This is a genomic window from Ensifer canadensis, assembly GCF_017488845.2.
Lineage (GTDB): Bacteria > Pseudomonadota > Alphaproteobacteria > Rhizobiales > Rhizobiaceae > Ensifer > Ensifer canadensis.
This window is the reverse complement of the sequence record NZ_CP083370.1, coordinates 3,098,087-3,113,397: the sequence shown is the minus strand read 5'-3', so window position 1 is coordinate 3,113,397 and position 15,311 is coordinate 3,098,087. Positions and strand designations below refer to the sequence as shown.

The window sequence follows — 15,311 nt, the reverse complement described above, 5'->3', positions numbered from 1 at the left end:
AGGCCCCCGCGAGCGGGAGCCTTCCGTCTCGTTAACCGTCGTCGGCTCAGAGATCGCCGAGGTCGCGAACAGCACCGCGGTCTGCGGAGGTGGCAAAGGCGGCGTAGGCCTTGAGGGCCGTCGTCACCTTGCGCTTGCGCACCTCGGTCGGCTTCCAGCCCTTGGCGTCCTGTTCGGCGCGGCGGCTGGCGAGTTCCGCCTCGTCGACGCGCAGGCTGATCGTGCGGTTGGGGATGTCGATGTCGATCATGTCGCCTTCGCGCACCAGGCCGATCATGCCGCCGTTCGCCGCTTCCGGCGAGACGTGGCCGATCGAAAGGCCCGAGGTGCCGCCGGAGAAGCGGCCGTCGGTGATCAGCGCGCAGGCTTTGCCAAGGCCCTTCGACTTCAGATAGCTCGTCGGATAGAGCATTTCCTGCATGCCCGGGCCGCCCTTCGGACCTTCGTAGCGGATGACGACGACGTCGCCGGCCTTGATCTCGTTGGCGAGAATGGCCTTGACCGATGCGTCCTGGCTTTCGAACACCCGTGCCGGACCGGAGAACTTCAGGATGCTCTCATCGACGCCGGCGGTCTTCACGATGCAGCCGTCGAGCGCAATGTTGCCCTTGAGCACGGCAAGGCCGCCGTCCTTGGAGAAGGGATGTTCGACCGAGCGGATGACGCCCTTTTCGCGGTCGGTGTCGAGCTCATCCCAGCGGGCTTCCTGGCTGAAGGCGACCTGGGTCGGAATGCCACCGGGGGCCGCGCGGAAGAAGTTGCGCACGGTTTCGCTCGTCGTGCGCGTGATGTCCCAGCGGTCGATGGCGTGGCCGAGGGTCTCGCTGTGCACCGTCGGGCAATCGCGGTTGATCAGCCCGCCTTTTTCTAGTTCGCCGAGGATCGACATGATGCCGCCGGCACGGTGCACGTCTTCCATGTGCACGTCGCTCTTGGCCGGAGCCACCTTGGACAGGCAGGGAACCTTGCGCGACAGCCGGTCGATGTCGGCCATGGTGAAATCGACCTCGCCTTCATGGGCGGCGGCGAGAATGTGCAGAACGGTGTTGGTCGAGCCACCCATGGCGATATCGAGCGCCATGGCGTTTTCAAAGGCCTGCTTCGAGGCGACGTTGCGCGGCAGCACACTGTCGTCATCCTGCTCGTAATGGCGGCGGGCGATGTCGACGATCAGGTGGCCAGCCTCGACGAACAGGCGCTTGCGGTCGGCATGCGTTGCGAGCGTCGAGCCGTTGCCCGGCAACGACAGGCCGAGCGCTTCCGTCAGACAGTTCATCGAATTGGCGGTGAACATGCCGGAACAGGAACCGCAGGTCGGGCAGGCCGAGCGCTCGATGACCTTGACGTCCTCGTCGGAGATGTTGTCGTCGGCGGCAGCGACCATGGCGTCGACCAGGTCGAGCGCATGCGTCTTGCCGTGCAGGACGACCTTGCCGGCCTCCATCGGGCCGCCGGACACGAAGACGGCCGGGATGTTGAGGCGCAGTGCCGCCATCAGCATGCCGGGCGTGATCTTGTCGCAGTTGGAGATGCAGACCATGGCGTCGGCACAGTGGGCGTTGACCATGTATTCGACGCTGTCGGCGATGATCTCGCGCGACGGCAGCGAATAGAGCATGCCGTCATGGCCCATGGCGATGCCGTCATCGACGGCGATGGTGTTGAATTCCTTGGCGACGCCGCCGGCCGCTTCGATTTCGCGGGCGACGAGCTGGCCGAGGTCCTTGAGGTGGACGTGGCCCGGCACGAACTGCGTGAAGGAGTTGACCACCGCGATAATCGGCTTGCCGAAGTCGCCATCCTTCATGCCCGTCGCGCGCCAAAGGCCGCGGGCGCCGGCCATGTTGCGGCCGTGGGTGGTGGTGCGGGAGCGATAGGCAGGCATGGACGTTTTCCTTCAAGGACGAAATGTCATTGGCTGATGTGGCGATCACCGACCGCCAGTGCAGGGGCTACCTAGCGCAAAATTGCGTGCACGTCATCTTTTGCGTCAGATTATTTCGACGCGACACTGCCCGCATTTCGGCCGGATATCGACCCCTTGCGCCAATCTAGCGTCGTGTCCGCGGCTTGGACACCCGCCACGTGATCCCCTTATGAAAATCTTATGCCGGCCGATGCAAGTCGCAATCGAAACCGGACGCGGGGCAGGGGTAGCCTCCACTCATCGACAACGGGTGAGCATCATGACCCTTTACGATTTCAGCCTTCGCCATCGTTCCGATACGCCGGATCGCCAGCCCGGCATCAGCCCCTTTGAGGGAGCGGATCGCGCCGACGGCGGGCCGGATGCCTTGAAGCTCCTGCTCCTGCGCATCGCGGCGGTGCGCCGCCTACGTGAACATCACGTCTGGGAGGCCGTACGACTGGTCCAAGACATGCCTGATCTGGTTGCCGAAGACTGGCCGTCGCGCCGCTTCCGCGAGCTCATGGCCGCCGACGCGCTGGTCGATGCCGTGATCCAGCTGACGACTTCGACCAAAGCCAAGCTCTGCCTGCGCACGCTCAGCCACGAATGCAGCGTGTGGACCTGTACGCTTCGTTACGCTCCGGCGGGTGCCGGCCGCGTGACATTCAAGGCGCGCCACGCCGATCTGGCGACGGCCCTGCTGACGGCCTTCCTGCAATGCTGCCGCGTCCACCGGCTTTCCATCGAAGGCGACAGAATTCGCCGCGGCCATCTTCCAACCTGAAGGACATTTCCATGAGCGATCATTGGCTTCGCCTCGAAGGGGCGATCACGGCGTTGGTCACGCCATTCAAGGACGGCAAGGTCGATACCGTCGGCCTGATGTCGCTCGTCGAATGCCAGATCCGCCACGGCATTTCCGCCATCGTCGCCTGCGGAACGACGGGCGAATCCGCGACGCTTTCCCGCGCCGAGCGTAGGATGGTCATCGAACGGTGCGTCGAGGTCGCCGAGAAGAACGTCCCTGTCATCGCCGGCACGGGCACGAACTGCACCGAAACGACGGTCGAACTGACCACGGAGGCCAAGACGCTCGGCTCCGATGCCGCGCTCATCGTTGCACCCTATTACAACAAGCCCTCCCAGGAGGGGATCTATCGCCACTACGAGGCAGTGGTCCGGGCGGTCGATCTGCCTGTCATCGTTTACAATGTGCCCTCACGCAGCGGCGTCGATATTGCGCCGCGCACGCTCGAGAGATTGGCGCAGCTGCCTGGGGTCGTCGGCATCAAGGACGCGACGGGAGACGTCGGCCGCTTTCTCGCATCGTCGCCATCGATCAAGGCGCAGCTCTGCCACTTCTCGGGCAACGACCAGACGGCGCTGCCGTTCAACCTTTGTGGCGGGCATGGCACGATTTCGGTCGCCGCAAATGTCGTGCCGAGGCTGATGGTGTCGCTGCATCATGCGATCACAACGGGCAACGCCCAAGCGGCTGTCGCCATCCATCAGCGGCTCCAACCTCTGTTTATCGCGCTCGAGCGCGAAACCAACCCGGGGCCGATCAAATACGCCTTGCATCTGGCACGAGGCTTAAGCCCCGACGTGCGGCTGCCGCTGACGACGGTGTCGCCGGAGACGGCAGCCGAGATCCGTTCAGCGCTCGAACCGCTGGCCGAGGTTCGCAGCGCCTCCCATGCCAGCCCGAGCTTGCCACTGGCGCTTGCGAGCTGAGGCCGCGTCGACATCAAAGGAGACAGACCATGTCACGCTTTCCCCATCTTGCCGCGCAGGCGGAACAAAGACGCCGGTCGGAGGGCAGCGATAACTATGCCACCTCCAACAGTGTGGTTCGCGACGCCTTTCTCGGCATCGGCATCCGCCTCGGTATCGTGCTTGGGCTCGCCTATGCCATCCAGATGGTCATCCCCTGGTTTGTCGGCTGAGTAGCCGCACTCTTCATCAACGAGGACCATTCGATCATGGGCAGTATGCAGCAGGTACGGCGTGGCTTCCTGGCGCGCGCGCGTTTCGTCGTCGGGCGCGATAGTCATGGATGGTGGGTTGTCTCCGACCGCAAGGGACTGGTCGGAGGGCTCTTCACCAATGAGGCGGCGGCGATCCACTTCGCCATCGAAGCAAGTGATCGCCACCCCGAAGAGGTTTGCCGGGCGCCGGACGGCGCCGCCATCGATCTCGGTACCTTTGCAGGCAGGTCGAGCGTGCGCAGGCCGTCCCGCCGCCGCGCCCACCCCTGATTTCGAGGTCTTTGTTTCCGTCGGCCAAGGGCTCGCTTGGTCGACGGAGAGGAATGCAGAATGCCTCCCAAGGGCGCCATGGCGCGTCCTGTTCGTAGCCTGTCAGTCTTTGAAATCTTAATTAGCGATTGCTTGCAAAGCCTTGCCGGCGGGTTCATTGTTTTGTGCATATTTTGTCCAAACGGCTCTGGATAGCATGCGGAGCACGGAGCCTCTTCGAAGGTTCGCCATTGATGAATTGTCGTGAGTGCGGTTGCGAGATCGAGGGGCGTTTTTCGTTTTGCCCGAGCTGCGGAGCCAAACAGCAGAGCCTGTGTCCGGGCTGTGGCGCGGACTGTCTGCCAGGTTTCGCCTTCTGCCCGAATTGTGGGACGCCGGTGGAAAAGCCGACGGCGGCAAAGGTCCTGGCGTCCGGGCAGGCTGCCGTGATGCCCCAGCCTAGAGCGGTGCGGGACTCATCCCTGACGGTATCGAGCGACAACGAAAATGCCGACCGCCGTACGGCAACCATTCTTTTTGCCGATCTGTGCGGGTTTACCAGCCTTGGCGAACATATGGATCCGGAGATCCTGCAAACGTTTCAGAACGAACTTTTTGCAGAGCTCACCGCGGCGGTCGAAACCTATGGCGGCTTCGTCGACAAATTCATCGGCGATGCGCTGCTCGCGCTGTTTGGCGCCCCGGTGGCGCATGAGGATGATGCCGAGCGGGCCCTGCGTGCAGCGATCGACATGATCGCGCGCGGCAGCCTTGTCGGTGAGCGCTGGCAGGATCGCATCGGTGCGCCGGTCAGCCTGCATATCGGCTTGAATACCGGAACCGTGGTTGCCGGCGCCCTGGGCGCTGGAGACAGCAGATCCTATTCGGTCACTGGCGATGCCGTGAACACCGCGCAGCGCCTGCAGTCCATGGCAGGACCCGGCGAAATTCTCGTTGGACCGGTGACACACCGCGTGACCCGGCATGCCTTCGCCTACGAGGCGCTGGGTGCAACCGCATTGCGCGGCAAGGCCGGCATCATCGAGGTTTACCGTCTGATCAAGGTTCTTGACGCTCCTAGTGCCGCACGAGGTCTGGAGGCGTTGGGTCTGACTTCACCATTGGTCGGGCGCGATGCGGAAATGAAGCGACTGCTCGATTGCCTGGAACTCGCCTGTAACGGGGCGGCGCAACTGGTGCGTCTGTCCGGGGAGGCGGGGATGGGAAAATCGCGCCTCGTCGATACATTTCTTGCGCTGGTCGCCGTCGATCCGCGCTTCGGGCACGTTGTCGTTCGTCGCGCTAGCTCTTCTCCGCTCGGAGAACCTTCCTACGGTGTTCTGGCATCTGTTTTGCGCGGCGCCTATGGCATCTCGACCTTCGATACATTGGAGCGGACGACAGAGTTGCTCACAGCGGGGCTTGCCGAGATCGGCTTTGCGCCCGAAAAGCTTGAACAGCTCGTGCCGCTTTTCCTTCGCATCCTGGGGATGGGAACGCACGACGAAACCTTGCGCCATGTCGAGCCGGAACAGATGCGTCGCCAGCTCTTTGCGGCCGTGCGAGCCATCTTCGAGCGGCGCCTGTCGCGAACGCCGCTGCTGCTGGTGATCGAGGATCTGCATTGGGCCGATGCCGCGTCCCTCGATGCCATCGCCTTTATCCTCGACCGGATGGAGGGCAGTCCATTGATGATGCTGACGACGCAGCGCCCGGACGCGGCGGTCGATCGGCTGAAGCCTGGCCGAACGAGCCTCACGGCGTTGCGGCTCGCGCCGCTCACCGAGACCGAAGGGCGCAGGCTGCTTTCGGCCTTCTTCGGTACCGATGGCCTGCATCGGGGGCTGGCGGGCCGAATACTGGCGCGCGCCAGCGGAAATCCGCTGTTCATCGAGGAAATCGTACGTGGCCTGATCGAAGTCGATGCGCTGAAGCATTTCGGGGCCGCCTGGCGCGTGGTCGAGCGCGAGGCCACCGTCGATATTCCCGTAACCATCGAAGCCATGCTTTTGGGCAGGATCGACCGACTGCAACCGCGGTCGCGCAGACTGCTTCACCATGCGGCAGTCATCGGCCCGCGGTTTGATGTCGACTTGCTGCGTGTCGTTGCCGGCGATGAAGCCACGATCGATGCGGCGCTGGACAATCTGTGTGATGCCGAAATTATCGAGGAGACGCGGGAGGGACGCTTACAGGGCGCGCAGACCTACCGCTTCACCCAGACGCTGCTGCAGGAGGTGGTCTACAACAACCTGCTCCTGCGTCGGCGTGCGGAGATACATGCCGTTGTCGCCGACCAGCTTGAGCGCCGCTATGGAGCACAGACGACAAGGCTGGAGGAGATGGCGTTGCTTGGCCACCATTTCAGCCAGTCGGAGGATAGGTCGAAGGGCGCGCGCTATCTCATGGCGGCAGGAGAACGCGCGCAGGCGATCTATGCGAATGATGATGCCATACGGTTCTACAAGCAGGCCATGGCCGCCTGGGCGGCCGCTGGCGAGGAGGGGACCGAATGGCTTGCTGCCCGCGAGCGCGTTGCCGATCTGCTCGGCCCTTCCGGGCGGCGCGACGCGGCTGCTGGGCACTACGCTTCCCTGCTCGACGTCTATCATGCCACTGACGACCGGGTCTCAGCGGCCCGCATCCAGCGCAAGTACGGACATCTCCTGTGGGAGGCGGCCCGGCGCGACGAGGCGCTGGTGGCATTCGCGAACGCGGCCCAGCTTCTGGAAGACGCGGATGCGCCGATCGAAAGCGCCCATCTCTCCCAGGAACGGGGCCACCTTGCCTTTCGCATGGGCAACTATGCCGACGCTATCGTCTGGGCCGACGATGCCCTGAAGCGTGTCGGGGCGCTGGTGCCGCAAGCACCGGACGCTCGGCGCGAAATGGATCGGGTGACGGCGGAAGCCCTCAATACCAAAGGGGTGGCGCTGGCGCGCCTCAACCGCGGCACTGAGGCGATCGCAACGATCGAGCGCAGCGTCTCGGTCGCGGAGGCTGCCGACCTGCTCAATGCGGCCTGCCGGGGGTACACCAATCTTGCCGTCCTCTACACGATCATCGAGCCACGGCGGGCCATCGAGGTCTGCAAGTTCGGCTTCGGCATGGCCCACCGTATCGGCGACCTCAGCTTCCAGGCGCGGCTGCTTTCCAATCTGGCGGTGGCCTACTGCACCTTCACCGACCGCTGTGCTGCCGACGGCATTCCGGCTGCCGAACGGGCGATCGCGATCGACCGCGAGCTCGATCAGCGCGATCATCTGCCGGTGTCGTTGCTGGTGCTGGGACAGATCGATCAGTGCCACGGTCGCCCGGATGTCGCGCGCCGTCTGTATGAGGAGGCTCTCGAACTCGCTTTCGAAACGCGAGAGGCACAGCTGTTGTTTCCGTGCTATGATGGCTTGGCGACGCTCTGCCTTGATGCTGGTGACCTCGATGGTGCGGAAAGGCACTTCGCTTCGGCTCGCGACATATGCACACGGCACGGTCTTGATCCCGAAGCGTTGATGATACTGCCATTCCTCGACTAGGGGCGCTGCAGGGCAGGTCCGTCGAAGGTAAACACGACGATTCGGGTTCTACTGCATGTTTCCTTAGATCCTATTCGATTTAAGGATAAAAACATGCAGCCATTCAAAGTGCTACAGCGACCTTTGCGCGTCTAACAAGACGCGCGGCGCTGTAGGATTGGCCGCGAAAGGGCGCCCGAAATGTAGGCTTGTGTCGCCAAACCGGCTCTGCGTTCGACGCGATGGTCGCGTTTAGCGCACCGCGCGAGACGCGCTCCCCACATCTCCGTGACCCACGATCGGCATAAGGAGAAAAGATTATGGTTGAACAGCACAATGGACCGTTGCAACCCGGTGACCGGGCACCGAACGTGGTTCTCGACGCCATCACCCAGGACGGTCAGATTTCCATCGACGATTTTCGCGGTCGCAAGCCGGTGCTGGTCGGCCTGTTCCGCGGTCTGCACTGCCCCTTCTGCCGACGCCAGATCGCGGCGATGGCGCAGCTCGACGAGGCACTGCGCGAAAAAGGTGTCGAGAGCCTGACGGTCGTCAACACGCCGATCGACCGGGCGCGCCTTTATTTCCGCTACCATCCGCTGCCACATCTGCTGGCGGCGTCCGATCCGGAACGGGTTTCTCACCGCGCGTTCGGCTTACCCAATCTTCAGTTCACCGAGGATGAGGACGATTGGCCTCACAAACTTGCCAAGAAAACCGTCATGGCAATGCTGGTTGACATGCCGGGCGAGCTGCCGGCCGCTATGGATCCTTGGGCGGCCTCGTCGTTTCTCGACAAGGCGGACGGCTATGAAATCACACATGACGACGAACGCATGATCGCGACGGGCGAAGGGCAACTCGTCGGCGAGTTCCTGCTCGATCGGGATGGCATCGTGCGATGGAGCTTTACCGAGGCCACGGCTGACGGACACAACATGTTCGGCGTGCCTCGCCGAGAGGAGCTGATGTCGGCCGCGTCGAACGTCGCCCATTGACCGCCGCCCGTGGACGATAGACGGCGGCACGTTTGGCCGGCGCCGGTGTTCGTCCCGCGAAGACGATGCTGCCCCGAAATGAAAATGTCGTTCGGGGCAGCCGGTGGCGCGACGCCCGACGTCAGGCGAGCGAGGCGACCGCTTCTTCGATCAGCGCGACGACCTCCGGGGCACGCGAGGCCAGCGACGCGTGGCTCGCGTCAAGCGTGATCGTCTTCTTCGCCTTGATGCGCTCCGCCATCCACTGTTCGGTTTCCGGCGGAATCATGTTGTCGCGGCTCGACACCTGATACCAACTGGGCTTCACCTTCCAGGCCGGCGGGCCGGACTTGTCTTCAAAGCAGCGTCCTGCAATCGGCTTCTGCGCGACGGCCATGACCAGCGCTTCGGTCTCGCCGAGATCCTGGCCGAAGCTCTGGCGGAACGTCGCCTGGTCGAGCCAGAGGAAACCATCCTTATCAGGCCGGATACTGCCGGCACCGGAAGGGGCGTCGCGGCGGGCGAAGATGCTGCCGAGACTGTCACCTTCGTCGGGCGCGAAAGCGGCGATATAGACCAAGCCGGCAACGTTCGGCGCGTGGCCGGCGCCGGTGATCACGGCACCGCCATAGGAATGGCCGACCAGCAATGTCGGCCCGTCCTGTGCGGCCACAAGTTTCGATGTCCGGTCGATGTCGTCGGCAAGTGACGTCAGCGGGTTCTGGACCGCTGCGACATTGTAGCCCTTGGCGTGCAGCGGCGGTATCACGTGGCGCCAATGCGAGGCGTCACCCCAGGCGCCATGGACCAGGACGATGTTCTTGATGGCTGGCATTGTCCGTTCCTTTCCTTCCCACTTCAGCGCCGCGCGTCTTATTAGACGCGCAAAGGTCGCTGTAACACTTTGAATTGCTGTATGTTTTATCCTTAGATCGAATACAGTCTAACGAAACATGCGGTAGGGCTCTCGAATCCTCGGCACTTTGCCGTCGACATGGCGCGTGCCTCCTGCCGGGCGGATGCGTTCAGGTCGCGAGAGCAAAGTAGGGCGGCGAGGCTGGCCGATCCATGAGCTACCCCGAATATTCCGCGCAGTGGCGGCCGCTGCGGTCGATGCCGTCACTCGGTGGCTTGCACGGCAATGCCGTCACGGTGGGCCGGTTGATCAGATCACAGGTAGGCAGACGATCGGCTTCATCGAAGCACGATCGCCGTTCCTCTCATCTATCGATCAAGTTCTCGATCGTGCCTTACTGTTTCTTGTAGGCGCCGTCGAACGAGGCAGAGTTGCCGCAGAAAACGCGGCAATCCTTGGGAGTGACATCGATCTGGGAACCTGTGATCTTCAAGTCGACCGTGCACTGACCGTCGGCGCCGATTTCCTCAGGCGTGAAAACGTGCTGCACCGCCTCCCCTTCAAGCGGGGCACGGAAGGTTACCGAGCAGGAGTCGTAGGAGGGAGCGCCGACATCGGTCGAGATGTTGACCAAGAGGTTGCCATCGGGAAACAACACGCTGTCGAGCACGCCGCGCGCGTTCCCGTACGTGCCTGTGAGATGTTTTTGGTCATAGGCGGAGCTGAGTTCGGCATAGCGGCCACGATAGCTGTCGATCAGGCAATTCATCACCTTCTCGTCCGAACCCTTGCAATGGTCTCGCTTTGCAAGCCAGGCGCGCTGGCTCGATTCCAGTGTGGCGGCATCCGCGCCTGGCGCAGCGCGGACGGCCTTGTACAGGTCGGCCATGGTCTGATCGATCCACCCCATTCCGGAATCTCCGCCGGAGCAAAGAACTTTTTCGACCTGGCTCTTGGCCTTTGAACAATCAAAGCTCGGCTCCTCCTGCGCCTGGACCAGAGATGGTGCAGTCGACATTGAGAAAAGACCAAGACCGAAAACGAAAAATCTGTTCATTGTACCGTCTCCTCGTGTGGCGTTGGACAACCCGTGAGAACTGTGCGTGCCGTTGGTTTCACAAATTCGATGGCAAGGGTCAGGGCCTGTTAAATTCATCCACTCTGTTCAGGACCATGGGATCGGATGGAAGGAAACAGGCGCAAGGCAAGACCCGAAGGTCTTGTCGAGCACTGTTTTCGATCAGACTGCCCATAGTCCTGATCACGAAGGGCGAGGCCGATTTTGCGCGTGGCTGCGTCGGAAGGATTTGAAAATGTTGGTGTATATCCTGCCGCTGTAGTGTGTGTGCAACAACGTAACGCTGCTTGAAATTAAGTTGTATCCTATTGAATACTGCAATCTTTGCGATTTTGCGTCAAGGTAAACGAGTAGCGATTCATGCCGCTTTCCATTTAGCGCAATCCGCAGTGTGCCGATGATCCGGCACGGATCGTCCCATGCTGTTCTGATCCTCTCCAATATCGCGCTTAGGCGTCATCGGCCGCAGGTTCGATGAACCTTGGAAGCAAAACGTAAAAAGGGCTTCCGGTTTCCCGAAAGCCCTTTTTATCAGAAACTTGGATGGTGGGCGTGACAGGGATTGAACCTGTGACCCCTACGATGTCAACGTAGTGCTCTCCCGCTGAGCTACACGCCCATCCGATGAGGCGCATAGACCATAGAACCCGCTCTCGCGTCAATAGGGTTTTCGAAGGTTTTTTGACTGAAATTTTGCTGGCGGTTTTCCGTCATCGTCTGCCGCCTGTGGCGGCTTGCCGGAAGTCCGGATTTCCGGGCTTTGCGCGTAAGTCACTGAAATAAAAAGACCGCCGGAGATCCCTGTGGATCGCGGCGGTCGATCTGAAGTCTGCGCCGATCCGGTCCAAGTGTCACGGACGGCGGCGGCAGCTGTGGAAAAAATGTCTGGCCTCAGGCGGCCAGCATCTTGTTGACCTCGTCGACCAGGTCGCGAAGGTGGAAGGGCTTCGACAGGACCTTGGCGTCCTTCGGAGCTTTCGAATCCGGGTTCAGCGCGACCGCGGCAAAGCCGGTGATAAACATCACCTTGAGATCCGGATCGAGTTCGGTCGCCCGACGGGCAAGCTCGATGCCGTCCATCTCGGGCATGACGATATCGGTCAGGAGAAGCGAGAAGGGCTCTTCGCGAAGGCGGTCGTAGGCGCTGGCGCCGTTGTCATAGGACATGACCTTGTAGCCAGCCTTTTCGAGCGCCTTCACAAGGAAGCGGCGCATATCGTTGTCGTCTTCGGCAAGAAGGATTTTCACAGTCATGAACTCGGCCGTTGCTTCTCTTTATTCATTGCGTATGGATTGCGGCGTTCTATCCAAACCGCAACGGGGTAAATATCTCGTGAACGCGACGCGTCAACTCCCCAGAAACCGGAGTGGGCGCACTATGGACACAGAGCCGACCAACTGGCAACATGATGGCAACAGCAAGAACCGCACATGGTAAAAAGGGTTCCGATGGGGGAGATGACGGAGAGGGAGCTGTTTGAGGTTCTGGAACCTGCAAGTCAGCGGATTCCCTTCGTATTCAACTCGCCGCATAGCGGCCGCTCTTATCCACAGGCCTTTCTCGATCAGTCCCGCCTCGATGCGCTGGCGATCCGTCGTTCCGAAGATCACTATGTCGACGAGCTGTTCCAGAACGCGACGTTCCTCGGCGCGCCGATGCTGCTGGCGCATTTCCCGCGGGCCTTCCTCGACGTCAACCGCGAGCCTTACGAACTCGACCCGCGCATGTTCGACGGGCCGGTGCCGCCGCATGCCAATATCAGTTCGATGCGGGTGGCAGGCGGCCTTGGAACCGTGCCGCGGCTTGTCGCCGAGAACATGGAAATCTATCGCGGCCGCTTCCCCGTCGAAGACGCGCTGGCGCGCATCGAGACGATCTACAAGCCCTACCACGCCACCTTGCGCAAGCTCATCGCCCGCACGCATGTCCAGTTCGGCCTGTCGGTCTTGATCGATTGCCACTCGATGCCCGGCAATGTGCATCTGCCGGGCAGCGCCCAGCGGCCGGACTTCATCATCGGCGATCGTTACGGCACCAGTGCCGCGGCGGAACTGTCGAGGATGGCCGTCGATCTGTTGGCTGAGCTCGGCTATACCGTCGCGCGCAACAAGCCCTATGCCGGCGGTTTCATCACCGAACATTACGGCCGACCGAGCCGCGGCCTGCATGCGCTGCAGATCGAGATCAATCGCGGGCTCTATGTCGATGAGACGACGCTGGTCCGCAAGCCCGGTTTCGGCGCGCTGGTCGCCGATCTCACCAGCTTCATCGCGTCGCTCGCGCGTCATGTCGAGGATTATGGCGCCTATCTGCCGCTTGCTGCGGAGTAGCGTCGGTTCCCTATGGCATGTTCCTTAAATCCTATTCGATTTAAGGATAAAAACATGCAGCAATTCAAAGCGCTACAGCGACCTTTGCGCGTCCAATAAGCCGCGCGGCGCTGTAGTAGACCTCAAAAAGAACCGCGCCGGTGGCGCGGTTAAGTCTAGGGAGGAAACACCCAAGGAGGGTATTTACAGTCACAAGTGACTGCACAAAAACCCTAATATTGCACTGCACAATTGTCAAGTTGAGAGAGTGAAAACTTTTGCAGTGCGGCAAAGGAATTTCACCGGATCGACGGCGCTGAAACGATCGGAACGGCCCACCGTCTTGGATCGCTGACAGCCGGTCGCTTGGCCGTTTGCCTTTCTGCAGATTTCGTCTATGCAGATTGGACCTTCCTGCTTCTTTCCCTAAAGAGAGTGACATGCTGCCCGACCGCTCCTTTTTCGATCGTCTCGCCGATGCCGCCAAGGCGGAAACCTTGCCGCGCTTTCGCATCGGCACGAGCGTCGTCAACAAGCTCGAGGGCGGTTTCGATCCGGTGACCGAGGCCGATCAGTCGGCTGAGGCCGCGATCCGCGCTCTGATCGAGGAGAATTTCCCCGGTCACGGTATCCTCGGCGAGGAGCATGGCAATGTCGGGCTCGATCGCGAATATGTCTGGGTGATCGATCCGATCGATGGCACGCGCGCCTTCATCTCCGGCCTGCCGGTCTGGGGCACGCTGATCGGTCTTTATCGCAACGGCGATGCGGTGATGGGCCTGATGGATCAGCCATTTACCGGCGAACGCTTCTTTGCCGACGGCAAGCAGGCGCTCTACCGTGGACCCGACGGCGACAAGGTGCTGTCGACCCGCACTTGCGACGCGCTTTCAGATGCCGTGCTGTTTACGACCTCGCCGCATCTCTACACCGGCGACAACAAGACCCGCTTCGAGGCGCTGCAGGACAAGGTGCGGCTGTTCCGCTACGGTTGTGATTGCTATGCCTTCGCGCTGCTTGCGGCCGGTCATGTCGACCTGGTCATCGAGTGCGGGCTCAAGCCCTATGACGTCGGCGGCCTTATCCCGTTGATCGAGCAGGCTGGCGGCATCGTCACCAACTGGCAGGGCGGCCCGGCGGAAATGGGTGGCGAAGTCATCGCTGCCGGCAGCGCCGAACTGCATGCGCAGGCGCTGGAAATTCTCAAAGGCTGAATTTTCTCAAAAGACTGAATTGTCTCAGGCCGCTTCGCCTTCGTCCTTGTCGTCCTTATCGGGAATGACGAAAGCAAGAATGGCCGCCATGGCCTGGGCGCGATAACGATCGGCCTCGTGCAGCAGTTCGTGGCGCGCACCGTCGATCGGGATCATGTGGGCGGCGCGGAAATTGCGCGCCAGCCACTCGACGGCGACATGCGGCACCAGCCGGTCGGCTGTCGGCGCCAGGATGATCGTCGGCAGGGTGATGCGGGTCAGATGTTCCCGTCGGGCGACGCGGCGCATTGCACGAAACGCTTCGGTCAACCAGCGCGCCGACGGCGGCCCAAGTCGCAATTCCGGATAGGCTTCGGTCAAGGCCAGGTTGCGCGCAAAGCGCCGGCGGTCGGCGGTCAGCACGTTGTTTTCAAAGGGGCGATTGCCTTTGTCGGCATGCAATGGCAGCCGCCCGAGACCGACCCAGCGCATCACCGTTGCCATGCTGGCGATGCTGCGTTCGCCAATTATCTGGCCACCGAGGCCGACAAAGGGGGCAAGCACCACCAGGCGATCGATGCGGCTCGAAAGCATGGGCGCGAGCGACAGCGCGACCAGCGCGCCCATGGAGTGGGCGACAATCGAAAACGGCAGCCGGGTATCCGGCAGCACGATCTGTTCGAGGAAGGTGGTCAGATCGCGCTCGTAATAGGAGAAGCGCTCGACATGGCCGCGCCCGGCCTCGGGCAAGAGCCGCTCCGAGCCCGCCTGGCCGCGCCAGTCGAAGGTTGCGACCCAGAGGCCGGCGGCGTTGAGTTCGGCGATGGTCTCGAAGTATTTCTCGATCGATTCGTTGCGGCCCTGCAGCAGCACCACGGTGCCGCGCGCAACCGGCGTCCTGGTCTTGAAGATGGCGTAGCGGATCTTGCGGCCACCGGCTCCATCGAAGAAGCCCGCCACGTGATTGTCCGGTATCGGATTATCCGGTGTGGAGCGGAGGATCGTGGTCATGACGGACGAAACCAGGCTGAAGACGCGTTGATCGGTATCATCAGGGATAGGCGGCGGGCTTGGCGCCGTCAAAGAAAAAAGCCGGAAACGGTGGGTGAAATCCGGACGATCACCGTTTCCGGCCGCTGAAGGGGAAGGGACATGTCACTTCAGCCCCAGGAGATTTCCTCCCAGTGTGGCCTTTGTAACGCCCCTGATCTGAACCACGGCCGAACCTGTCATTCATCC

13 protein-coding genes and 1 tRNA gene are annotated in these 15,311 nt (G+C 61.9%); 8 read left to right on the top strand and 6 right to left on the bottom strand.

What is annotated here, in order from left to right:
• Positions 1-46: 46 nt before the first annotated feature.
• Entirely contained in the window at positions 47-1,885 is a 1,839-nt protein-coding gene (gene ilvD / locus J3R84_RS15245; RefSeq protein ID WP_025424832.1) for a dihydroxy-acid dehydratase, read from the bottom strand.
• Positions 1,886-2,186: 301 nt separating this feature from the next.
• Between ilvD and J3R84_RS15240 the strand changes: the two genes are divergently transcribed.
• From J3R84_RS15240 to J3R84_RS15215, 6 genes are all read left to right on the top strand, one after another.
• The gene (locus J3R84_RS15240) at positions 2,187-2,693 is read left to right on the top strand and encodes a hypothetical protein (RefSeq protein WP_057205634.1); all 507 of its coding nucleotides are present in this window, start codon (positions 2,187-2,189) and stop codon (positions 2,691-2,693) included.
• Between the two features lie 11 nt (positions 2,694-2,704).
• On the top strand, positions 2,705-3,643 hold the full coding sequence (gene dapA / locus J3R84_RS15235; RefSeq protein ID WP_025424830.1) for a 4-hydroxy-tetrahydrodipicolinate synthase: 939 nt from the start codon (positions 2,705-2,707) through the stop codon (positions 3,641-3,643).
• A 29-nt stretch (positions 3,644-3,672) separates the two neighbouring features.
• On the top strand, positions 3,673-3,855 hold the full coding sequence (locus J3R84_RS15230) for a hypothetical protein (protein WP_025424829.1): 183 nt from the start codon (positions 3,673-3,675) through the stop codon (positions 3,853-3,855).
• 36 nt (positions 3,856-3,891) lie between these two features.
• Entirely contained in the window at positions 3,892-4,167 is a 276-nt protein-coding gene (locus J3R84_RS15225) for a hypothetical protein (RefSeq protein ID WP_025424828.1), read from the top strand.
• 233 nt (positions 4,168-4,400) lie between these two features.
• Positions 4,401-7,679 carry an adenylate/guanylate cyclase domain-containing protein gene (locus tag J3R84_RS15220; RefSeq protein ID WP_025424827.1) on the top strand — a complete coding sequence of 1,093 codons (3,279 nt, stop codon included), beginning with the start codon at positions 4,401-4,403 and terminating at the stop codon, positions 7,677-7,679.
• A 299-nt stretch (positions 7,680-7,978) separates the two neighbouring features.
• Positions 7,979-8,656, top strand: a complete 678-nt coding sequence (locus J3R84_RS15215) for a peroxiredoxin-like family protein (protein ID WP_025424826.1) — start codon at positions 7,979-7,981, stop codon at positions 8,654-8,656.
• 121 nt (positions 8,657-8,777) lie between these two features.
• Here the strand turns inward: J3R84_RS15215 and J3R84_RS15210 are convergent, their stop codons facing one another.
• From J3R84_RS15210 to cpdR1, 4 genes are all read right to left on the bottom strand, one after another.
• The gene (locus tag J3R84_RS15210; protein ID WP_057205636.1) at positions 8,778-9,470 is read right to left on the bottom strand and encodes an alpha/beta hydrolase; all 693 of its coding nucleotides are present in this window, start codon (positions 9,468-9,470) and stop codon (positions 8,778-8,780) included.
• 415 nt (positions 9,471-9,885) lie between these two features.
• Entirely contained in the window at positions 9,886-10,548 is a 663-nt protein-coding gene (locus tag J3R84_RS15205) for a lysozyme inhibitor LprI family protein (protein ID WP_057205638.1), read from the bottom strand.
• A gap of 565 nt (positions 10,549-11,113) precedes the next feature.
• Positions 11,114-11,188 (bottom strand) — tRNA-Val (locus tag J3R84_RS15200).
• Between the two features lie 272 nt (positions 11,189-11,460).
• Positions 11,461-11,823, bottom strand: a complete 363-nt coding sequence (gene cpdR1, locus J3R84_RS15195; protein WP_025424823.1) for a response regulator CpdR1 — start codon at positions 11,821-11,823, stop codon at positions 11,461-11,463.
• 195 nt (positions 11,824-12,018) lie between these two features.
• Between cpdR1 and J3R84_RS15190 the strand changes: the two genes are divergently transcribed.
• Together J3R84_RS15190 and hisN are read left to right on the top strand one after the other, a co-directional pair.
• Complete coding sequence (locus tag J3R84_RS15190; RefSeq protein WP_025424822.1) at positions 12,019-12,900, top strand: N-formylglutamate amidohydrolase; 882 nt, start codon at positions 12,019-12,021, stop codon at positions 12,898-12,900.
• 419 nt (positions 12,901-13,319) lie between these two features.
• Positions 13,320-14,093, top strand: a complete 774-nt coding sequence (hisN, locus tag J3R84_RS15185) for a histidinol-phosphatase (protein ID WP_057205640.1) — start codon at positions 13,320-13,322, stop codon at positions 14,091-14,093.
• 24 nt (positions 14,094-14,117) lie between these two features.
• On the opposite strand, the gene J3R84_RS15180 is transcribed toward hisN, so the two are convergent.
• Complete coding sequence (locus J3R84_RS15180) at positions 14,118-15,083, bottom strand: alpha/beta fold hydrolase (protein ID WP_057205642.1); 966 nt, start codon at positions 15,081-15,083, stop codon at positions 14,118-14,120.
• Between the last annotated feature and the right edge of the window lie 228 nt (positions 15,084-15,311).

What these genes read in the sequence shown, in the direction of transcription:
- ilvD (WP_025424832.1), bottom strand. Translation starts at nt 1,885, where the DNA reads ATGCCTGCCTATCGCTCCCGCACCACCACCCACGGCCGCAACATGGCC.
- J3R84_RS15240 (WP_057205634.1), top strand. Translation starts at nt 2,187, where the DNA reads ATGACCCTTTACGATTTCAGCCTTCGCCATCGTTCCGATACGCCGGAT.
- dapA (WP_025424830.1), top strand. Translation starts at nt 2,705, where the DNA reads ATGAGCGATCATTGGCTTCGCCTCGAAGGGGCGATCACGGCGTTGGTC.
- J3R84_RS15230 (WP_025424829.1), top strand. Translation starts at nt 3,673, where the DNA reads ATGTCACGCTTTCCCCATCTTGCCGCGCAGGCGGAACAAAGACGCCGG.
- J3R84_RS15225 (WP_025424828.1), top strand. Translation starts at nt 3,892, where the DNA reads ATGGGCAGTATGCAGCAGGTACGGCGTGGCTTCCTGGCGCGCGCGCGT.
- J3R84_RS15220 (WP_025424827.1), top strand. Translation starts at nt 4,401, where the DNA reads ATGAATTGTCGTGAGTGCGGTTGCGAGATCGAGGGGCGTTTTTCGTTT.
- J3R84_RS15215 (WP_025424826.1), top strand. Translation starts at nt 7,979, where the DNA reads ATGGTTGAACAGCACAATGGACCGTTGCAACCCGGTGACCGGGCACCG.
- J3R84_RS15210 (WP_057205636.1), bottom strand. Translation starts at nt 9,470, where the DNA reads ATGCCAGCCATCAAGAACATCGTCCTGGTCCATGGCGCCTGGGGTGAC.
- J3R84_RS15205 (WP_057205638.1), bottom strand. Translation starts at nt 10,548, where the DNA reads ATGAACAGATTTTTCGTTTTCGGTCTTGGTCTTTTCTCAATGTCGACT.
- cpdR1 (WP_025424823.1), bottom strand. Translation starts at nt 11,823, where the DNA reads ATGACTGTGAAAATCCTTCTTGCCGAAGACGACAACGATATGCGCCGC.
- J3R84_RS15190 (WP_025424822.1), top strand. Translation starts at nt 12,019, where the DNA reads ATGGGGGAGATGACGGAGAGGGAGCTGTTTGAGGTTCTGGAACCTGCA.
- hisN (WP_057205640.1), top strand. Translation starts at nt 13,320, where the DNA reads ATGCTGCCCGACCGCTCCTTTTTCGATCGTCTCGCCGATGCCGCCAAG.
- J3R84_RS15180 (WP_057205642.1), bottom strand. Translation starts at nt 15,083, where the DNA reads ATGACCACGATCCTCCGCTCCACACCGGATAATCCGATACCGGACAAT.